The 7,390-nt window shown below is 62.7% G+C and carries 9 protein-coding genes; 4 read left to right on the top strand and 5 right to left on the bottom strand.

Going from position 1 to position 7,390, the window contains the following annotated elements:
• Positions 1 to 124 (top strand): hypothetical protein (locus AC2FM3_RS11575; protein WP_496681876.1); only part of this gene is annotated, 124 nt, incomplete at its 5' end.
• A 242-nt stretch (positions 125 to 366) separates the two neighbouring features.
• Here the strand turns inward: AC2FM3_RS11575 and AC2FM3_RS11570 are convergent.
• Genes AC2FM3_RS11570 through AC2FM3_RS11550 form a run of 5 tightly spaced genes read right to left on the bottom strand, consistent with a single transcriptional unit; the run spans position 367 to position 4,540 of the window.
• Positions 367 to 924: a PqiC family protein gene (locus AC2FM3_RS11570; RefSeq protein WP_496681874.1), complete on the bottom strand. Its 558-nt coding sequence runs from the start codon at positions 922 to 924 to the stop codon at positions 367 to 369.
• A 1-nt stretch (position 925) separates the two neighbouring features.
• The gene (locus AC2FM3_RS11565) at positions 926 to 3,010 is read right to left on the bottom strand and encodes an MlaD family protein (protein ID WP_496681872.1); all 2,085 of its coding nucleotides are present in this window, start codon (positions 3,008 to 3,010) and stop codon (positions 926 to 928) included.
• Positions 3,007 to 3,642, bottom strand: coding sequence for a paraquat-inducible protein A (locus AC2FM3_RS11560; protein WP_496681870.1), 636 nt, complete (start codon positions 3,640 to 3,642; stop codon positions 3,007 to 3,009). Before AC2FM3_RS11560 ends, AC2FM3_RS11565 begins: the two co-directional genes overlap by 4 nt.
• On the bottom strand, positions 3,609 to 4,226 hold the full coding sequence (locus tag AC2FM3_RS11555) for a paraquat-inducible protein A (RefSeq protein ID WP_496681868.1): 618 nt from the start codon (positions 4,224 to 4,226) through the stop codon (positions 3,609 to 3,611). The genes AC2FM3_RS11560 and AC2FM3_RS11555 overlap by 34 nt, the downstream gene beginning before the upstream one ends.
• A 26-nt stretch (positions 4,227 to 4,252) precedes the next feature.
• Positions 4,253 to 4,540, bottom strand: a complete 288-nt coding sequence (locus AC2FM3_RS11550) for a hypothetical protein (protein ID WP_496681867.1) — start codon at positions 4,538 to 4,540, stop codon at positions 4,253 to 4,255.
• Between the two features lie 82 nt (positions 4,541 to 4,622).
• Between AC2FM3_RS11550 and mgtE the strand changes: the two genes are divergently transcribed.
• The 3 genes from mgtE to rimK are packed head-to-tail and all read left to right on the top strand — an operon-like array spanning position 4,623 to position 7,387.
• The gene (gene mgtE / locus AC2FM3_RS11545) at positions 4,623 to 5,996 is read left to right on the top strand and encodes a magnesium transporter (RefSeq protein ID WP_496681865.1); all 1,374 of its coding nucleotides are present in this window, start codon (positions 4,623 to 4,625) and stop codon (positions 5,994 to 5,996) included.
• Between the two features lie 3 nt (positions 5,997 to 5,999).
• Positions 6,000 to 6,485: an ATP-dependent zinc protease family protein gene (locus AC2FM3_RS11540; protein WP_496681863.1), complete on the top strand. Its 486-nt coding sequence runs from the start codon at positions 6,000 to 6,002 to the stop codon at positions 6,483 to 6,485.
• Positions 6,482 to 7,387, top strand: coding sequence for a 30S ribosomal protein S6--L-glutamate ligase (gene rimK, locus AC2FM3_RS11535; RefSeq protein WP_496681862.1), 906 nt, complete (start codon positions 6,482 to 6,484; stop codon positions 7,385 to 7,387). The genes AC2FM3_RS11540 and rimK overlap by 4 nt, the downstream gene beginning before the upstream one ends.
• The last annotated feature ends 3 nt before the right edge of the window (positions 7,388 to 7,390 follow it).

Raw genomic sequence — 7,390 nt, 5'->3', positions numbered from 1 at the left:
GGTGCGTGTCGATGACATGGTCGAGGCGGACGACCTGTTCACCAAGCTGATGGGCGACGTTGTTGAGCCGCGCCGCGAGTTCATCCAGAAAAACGCTCTGAGCGTCGAGAACCTGGATTTCTGAGGTGATGTATGACCGCCCATAAGCTTGCGCTCGCCGCATAAGCTTGCGCGCTTTGCTCAAAAGTCTGCGCGTGGCGTCGTACTCGAGCGCCATGCCAGTTCTTTGGGAGATTTCTGGAAGCCGACACTCATCCCCCGCGAGGGTTTGTAGATCCCACGCATCATGGTGCGCCGTGGCTATCGTGCGCCAGGAACTTCTGGATCGCGGTAGCCGCTCCGAAGCCCGTCGGCGGCCGCTTCCCCTCACATCGCTTGCGATATTTGCCGGGAAAGTTCGGCCAGCGCGCGGCCCAACGCATCGGCCGTGGCGGGCGCGCCGGATCCGGCAATCGGCGTCACGATATCGAAACGCCGCACGAACTCGCGAACGGTTCCTTCAGGTGATGAGACCGCGTATTGGCCCGACAATTCGAAATTGCCGTCGGCGCGGGCATAGGCCTGATCGACACGCACATCCAGCCGGACATCCGGGCCGGTATTCAGCGGCCAGGGCTCGGCCGCGACCGATGCGCCAGTTCGTTCGCTCAGTCCGCGTGCCAGGGCCGAAGTCATGCCACGCGCCGGATCATCGGCCCATTGAGCGCGATCTTGCGTGAACAGTGCCCCACCTTCGCCTTGCGCCACGATATCCGATCCTGCGGCGTAGGCCGGCAACGAGACCTGTCTCACCTCGATCGTGCGTGACCGCAGGTTGGCGGTGCGCTCCCCAGGAGGTGCCGCAATCAAGTAGCGCGGATCGTTTGCACCTGAACAGGCCGACAAAAGGGCAATCGGCAAAAGCAGTATCGCAGCTTTTTTCATGTCATTTTCCAAAAACCAGGGAATTCGGGTTCCGTTCGATCTTGCGGGCCAGCAAAGACACCGCCTGCGCGGCGGCCTTGACCTCGCGCAGAACGCTCAGCGTCTCGGTATTGAACGTCGAGTTGTCCCCGTAAGCGGCCAGCAGGGCTTCGGACTGGGCAAGCAGGCGCTCCAGCCGGGCGGTTAGGGACGGCAGATCCTCGGTCGCCGCCGAAACGGCTTCGGCGGCGCTGCGGGCCGAGGCCATCGCGGCGTTGGCATTGTCCACCATTTCGCCCTCGCGCAGGCTGGTCAGGGTCGCCCGCACCTCGTCGAGCGCCTCAACCATCGCCCCGGGGAGCGCACGGGCGTCATCGGTTCCGATCAAAGCGTCGGCACTGGACATCAACTGATTGGCGGCCCGGATCAACTCTTCGGCTTCCAGCGCGTTGGCCTTGGCAGCGAGCGTGCGGAATTCATCGACCAGGGCGGGCAGTTCTTCCGAGGTCGCGGCCAGATTCGCCGTGATCTTGCTGCCCTGTTCCAGCGCAGAGGCCAGATTGGCGACCGCCTGACCCCGCTCCAGTTCGGCCATTATGGACCGCAGGTCGGCAATCGCCGCCCGCAGCTCGGCCGGCAAGGCCTGCGTCTCTGGATCCGACACGAGCGCGCGGGTGTCCTGCAACAGCGCCACCGCCGCCTGTGGGGCCTGGCGGATGTTTTCATCCGAAACCAGCGCCTCGATGCCGGCCAAGGTGTCGACGGCCTGTGAAATCAACTCCTCGATCGGCAGGTTGCTGATCCGCTCCAACGCCCCTTCTGCGGTGGCCGTGAAATCCGGCAAATCCGACGGGGCGCTTGGCAGCAGCGGGAACGGCTCGGAATCGCGCTGGAATTCCGCCGGATCCGCATCCTCCAGCGTCACCAGTTCGACGAACAACTCGGAACTGAACAACCCGGACGAGGCAAGACGAGCCCGCATGCCGTTGGTGACGGCCTGTTCGAGAAAATCGAAAACCTCCTCTCCGCCCGCACCTTGCGGCAGTCCCATCAGCGCGGGGTCAAGCAACAGCTTCACGACCAGCCGCACCTCGGCTTCGTCGCTTTCGTTCTCGATTACGGCGTTGACACTGCCAACCTCGCCTACCGTAACCCCGCCCAGCTTGACGGCGGCGCCATTGGTCAGGCCGGCAACGGATTCATCGAAGGCAACGGCAACCTCGACCCCGCCGGATCGCGACCGGGCGAACGCCGTGCGTCGGGCAGACGCTTCGTCGGGGTAGATGTCGAAGACCGCGCCGGAACTGACCGGCCTGCCGCCCTCGAACACCGTGTCGAATTCGATGCCGCCTGCAACCAGCGAGGCGATGCTGTCCACGTCCAGCGACAGCCCACCTGCCCCGATTGAGACCGAAAACCCGGACGAATCCCAGAACCGCGTTGCCGAGTTGATGCGGCGGTCGTGCGGGGCCTCGATGAAGGCGTCGACCACGATGCTGTCGCCACTGACCGTCAGACGCGGGCGTTCCAGCCGTCCGACCTCGATCCCGCGAAACAAGACCGGGGCGCCTTCGGAGACCATGCGGCCATCCTCGGTGCGCAGCGTGATCCGCCGGCCGGCCCGACCGGGATGGGCCAGGGGTGGGCTGTCCGCACCTTCGAACCGGGTGCGCGCCTTGCCGGTGGTCTGATCCCAAGCACCTTCGATATAAACGCCGGACAAGACGGTGCTGAGGCCGGATACGCCGCGCGCGCTGACCTCGGGGCGCACGACCCAAAAGGTCGCGTCCTCGTCAAGGTAGGGTGCAATCTCCTTGTCGATGCGGGCCCATACGGACACGCGCGACAGGTCATCGGCAAATCCCACATCCTCGACCTTGCCGATCACCACGTCCCGATAGCGGACGGTTGTGTCATCCGGGGTGATCCCCGAGGCGTTTTCGAAATTAATCTCGATCAGGACGCCGCGATCGGCATAGGATTTCCACGCCACGCCCAGCGAAACCAGCAAGGCCACCAGCGGCACAAGCCAGATCGGCGACAGGTTGCGCCACATCGACGGGCGCGGTTCCGCAACATCCAGATCGGCAGGTTCAGGGGGGGTCATTCAGCGCTCCGGCTGTTGGCGGCCCAAATTAGCCGCGGATCAAAACTCTGGGCCGCCAGCATGGTAAAAGCAACCGACAATGCGAAACTTACCGCGGCAATACCGGGGCTGATGCTGGCTGCAAAGTCAAGCTGGACCAGCGCGGTCAGGATCGCCACGACAAACACGTCGATCATCGACCAGCGGCCGATGAACTCGACAATCTCGAACAGAACCAGCCGGCTGTGGCTGTCCAGAGTCGACGGGCGGCGCACCGAAATCGCCAGATATCCGATGGCCACGAATTTTGCGATCGGGATGAAGATGCTGGCGAAAAACACGATGAAACCGACCCCGAAAGCGCCATGGGCAAACAGTTCGACAATGCCGCCGATCAGCGTGCTTTCCGAACTGTGCCCCAGCGTGGTCGTGCGCAGCATCGGGTAGACATTGGCCGGGACATAGGCAATCAACCCGGCAGCCAGCCAGGCCCAAACGGCTTGCAAGCTGGCCGGATCCGGCGGTGCAATCGCGCTGCCGCACAGGGTGCAAACCCCAGAGCCCCCGGGATTGACGGCCCCGCACATCCGGCAACCGATCATCCCGGCGCGGCTGGCGGTCAGGAATCGCTGCGCGTTTTCAGTGTTTTCCAAACCGTCATCCTGCAGATTGCGCTGTCGGTCATCACCGTGACCACCAGCAGCGCCGCAAAGGACCAAAACGCCGGCCCCAAATCGACCCGGGCCAGGCCCGACACTTTGACCAGCGCAACCGCGACCCCGATTATGAAGATCTCGGCCATGGCCCAGGGCTTGATCCATTCCGCCCAACGATAGACTTCCATCGCGTGTTTGGCGGGACGCCACCCCAAGGCCATCGGCGCCAGCGTGTAGATCAACGCACAGAACCGAGCTGCCGGCAACAACACGATCAGGAAGGCCGTGGCAAAAGACAAAATGGCCATCGGCCCCTGCGAGAATGCCAGAACGGCATCGTACACCGACGCGCGATGCGACAGCCCCTGCGCGTTGAGTTCAAGAAACGGAAAGCCTGCCGCGGCCACAAGCAGGATCAACGCGGTCACCGACAGCATTGTGACACGTGTCATCGCACCCGATTTGGGCGCGGCCAGCACCGAGTCGCAGCACGCGCATCTGGCGATCCGGTGCTTTGGCACGTCCCGGTCACGATGCAGCACATCGCACACGGGACAGGCAATCAGGTCATCGGTGTTCATCGTTCCGCCCTGAAACGGTTGCGCCGTCATTCGGGTGGAACCGATCCGTGCAACACGTCCTTGCCCACCCGTCTGTAGTTGACAAACGAATTCGCACTCATGACCACGAAAAAGCTGTCCATATCAATCAGAATATAGCCCTTCTCGAGCAATGCGCGAGACAACGCCGTCACGTCGTCCTCGTAAAGACGTCGACGCCCGCACAACTCCCGCAGCAGTTTTTGCGGAATCCGGTATCGACCCGAAGATTTTCCGCCGAATTCCCGCCCATAGAGTTCAGCCAGCTTTTCTGCGACCTGTTCCAGTTCCTTCATGCCATTCAGCCATAATTTTTTGCTTATAGACAAAAAATTATCACCAATATACATCGGGCGCAACAGGCGAGGCAACGAGACGATGACCGATTCAACAGAAACCGTTCTGGAACCCGAAGATCTGTCCCAGCGGATCAAGGCTGCGGCGGATGACGCGCGCGCCGAAGATCTTGTTGCCTTGCTGGACCCGCTGACCAGCAGCGAGGCGCTGCGCGAGCTGTTGCAGCTGACGCCTGTGGAGCGGGATACGGTTCTGCAGATCCTACCGGTCGAACTGGCAGCCGACCTGATCGAGGAAGCCCCCAACGAGATGGCCGTCGAACTGGTCGAACGGCTGGAACCGGATCGTGCGGCCGAGATCATCGAGCAGCTGGATTCCGACATCCAGGCCGACGTGATCGGCGAACTGGAAGAAGAGGACGCCGAGGCCATCCTGTCCGAAATGGACGAGGAAGAGGCCGCCGATGTCCGTCGCCTGAGCGCCTATGACGACGACACCGCGGGCGGCCTCATGATGTCCGAGGTGTTCAAGTTCCGCGACGATCAGACCGTCGGCAACGTTCTGCGCGAGTTGGCATCGGACGATGAGGATTTCGAGCGGTATCGTGGTCAGCACCCATATATCGTCGATGCGGATGGGCGCGCGGTCGGTGTGGTCTCGCTGCGCAGCCTGCTGACGGCGAAGCGCAGCGACAAACTGACCACGATCATGGTGCCGCCCTTGACGGTTCCCGTGGATGCACCGCTGGACCAACTTGAGGACGTGTTTGACGAACACCCGTTCCTGGGCGTGCCGGTCGTCGACGAAAACGGCGTTCTGATCGGGGTGGTGTCGCGGACGGCGGTGGCCGACGCGATCCGCGAACGGTCGGAAAGCGAAAGCCTGAAGCGTCAGGGTGTGGTGGGCGACGAGCTGCGCTCGATGCCGCTGATGCTGCGGTCGCGCCGCCGTCTGGCATGGCTGACCGCGAATATCGGGCTGAACATCATCGCGGCCAGCGTGATCTCGGCCTATGAGGAAACTTTGGCGGCCGTCATCGCGCTGGCCATCTTCCTGCCGATGGTTTCCGACATGAGTGGGTGTTCCGGCAACCAGGCGGTGGGCGTCACCATGCGCGAACTCAGCCTTGGCCTGGTGCGCCCGATGGATGCATTCAGGGTCTGGGTCAAGGAAATCTCGGTCGGGGTCATCAACGGAATCGCGCTGGGGATCCTGATCGGGGTGGTCGCGTGGCTATGGAAGGGCAACCCTGCGCTGGGTATCGTGATCGGCGTTGCGCTGGCCCTGAACACGATGCTGGCCGTGTCGATCGGCGGCGTGGTCCCGTTGCTGCTCAAGCGTCTGGGTCAGGACCCGGCCGCCGCCAGCGGGCCGCTGCTGACCACGATCACCGACATGGCCGGGTTCTTCTTCGTGCTCAGCCTGGCGACATTGCTGATGCCGTGGTTGGTGTGACACATGAAACAGAAACAGGACGGGACCATGGACAATACGACGCGGATCATAGGTTGGATGGAATACGTCGATCTACCCGACCTGCCGCTGAACAACATCAAGGCCAAGATCGACACCGGGGCGCTGACCTCGGCCCTGCACGCGATGGAGATCAAACGGTTTCTGCGCGACGGCCATCAATGGGTTTCGTTTCTGACCGAGGACACGGCCGGCGACGGCCTCGTAAAGATCGAAGCGCCCATCAAGGAAAGGAGGGACATCAAGAACACAAGCGGGGTGCCCGAGAACCGGATCGTCATCCGGACGACCATCAGGGTCGGCGATGAAACCTGGCCGCTGGATGTGTCTTTGACCGACCGCAGCAACATGAAGTTTCAAATGATCGTCGGCCGCGCGGCGCTGAAACAACATTCCATCGCCGTGCACACCAATCGCGCGCACCTGCTGCGCAAGAAACCCAGGAAACGCAGAGTAAAGGTAAGCCAATGAAAATTGCCATGCTGGCGCGCAATGCCAAACTGTATACCCACCAGCGTCTAAAGGCCGCCGCCGAAGAGCGCGGGCACGAGTTGGACATCATCGACACGCTGCGATGCTACATGAACATCGCCAGCCGCCGCCCCGAGATCTACTACAACGGGCAGAAGCTCACGGGCTATGACGCGGTGATCCCGCGGATCGGGGCCTCGGTCACGTTCTACGGCACGGCCGTGCTGCGTCAGTTCGAGATGATGGGCGTCTACCCGTTGAACGAAAGCGTGGCGATCGGACGGTCGCGGGACAAGCTGCGCTCGATGCAGCTGCTGGCGCGCGACGGTATCGGGCTGCCTGTCACCACCTTCGCCCATGATCCGAAGCAGACCGAAGAAGTGCTGAAGCTGGCCGGCGGCGCGCCGATCGTGATCAAGCTGCTGGAAGGCACCCAGGGCATCGGCGTGGTTCTGGCCGATACCAACCGGTCGGCGAAATCCGTGGTCGAGGCGTTTCGCGGCGCCGGCGTGAACATCATGCTGCAGGAATTCATCAAAGAGGCCGGCGGAACCGATATTCGTGCCATCGTGATCGGTGGCAAGGTGGTGGCCGCCATGAAGCGCACCGGGGCCGAGGGCGACTTCCGCTCGAACCTGCACCGAGGCGGATCGGCGCAGGTGGTCAAGCTGACACCCGAGGAGCGCGCCACGGCCGTGCGCGCCGCCAAGACCATGGGTCTGAACGCCTGCGGCGTGGACATGCTGCGCGCCAATCACGGCCCGGTGGTGATGGAGGTCAACTCGTCGCCCGGCCTGGAGGGCGTTGAAAAGGCGACCGGCCTGGACATCGCCGGCAAGATGATCGAGTTCCTTGAAAAGAACGCCAAGGCCGGGGCGACCAAAACCAAAGGCAAAGGCTGATCC

The sequence above is a fragment of the Ruegeria sp. BHSB172 genome (assembly GCF_059613165.1).
The sequence above is the reverse complement of the archived record's forward strand: the minus strand, read 5'-3'. Positions and strand labels throughout refer to the sequence as shown.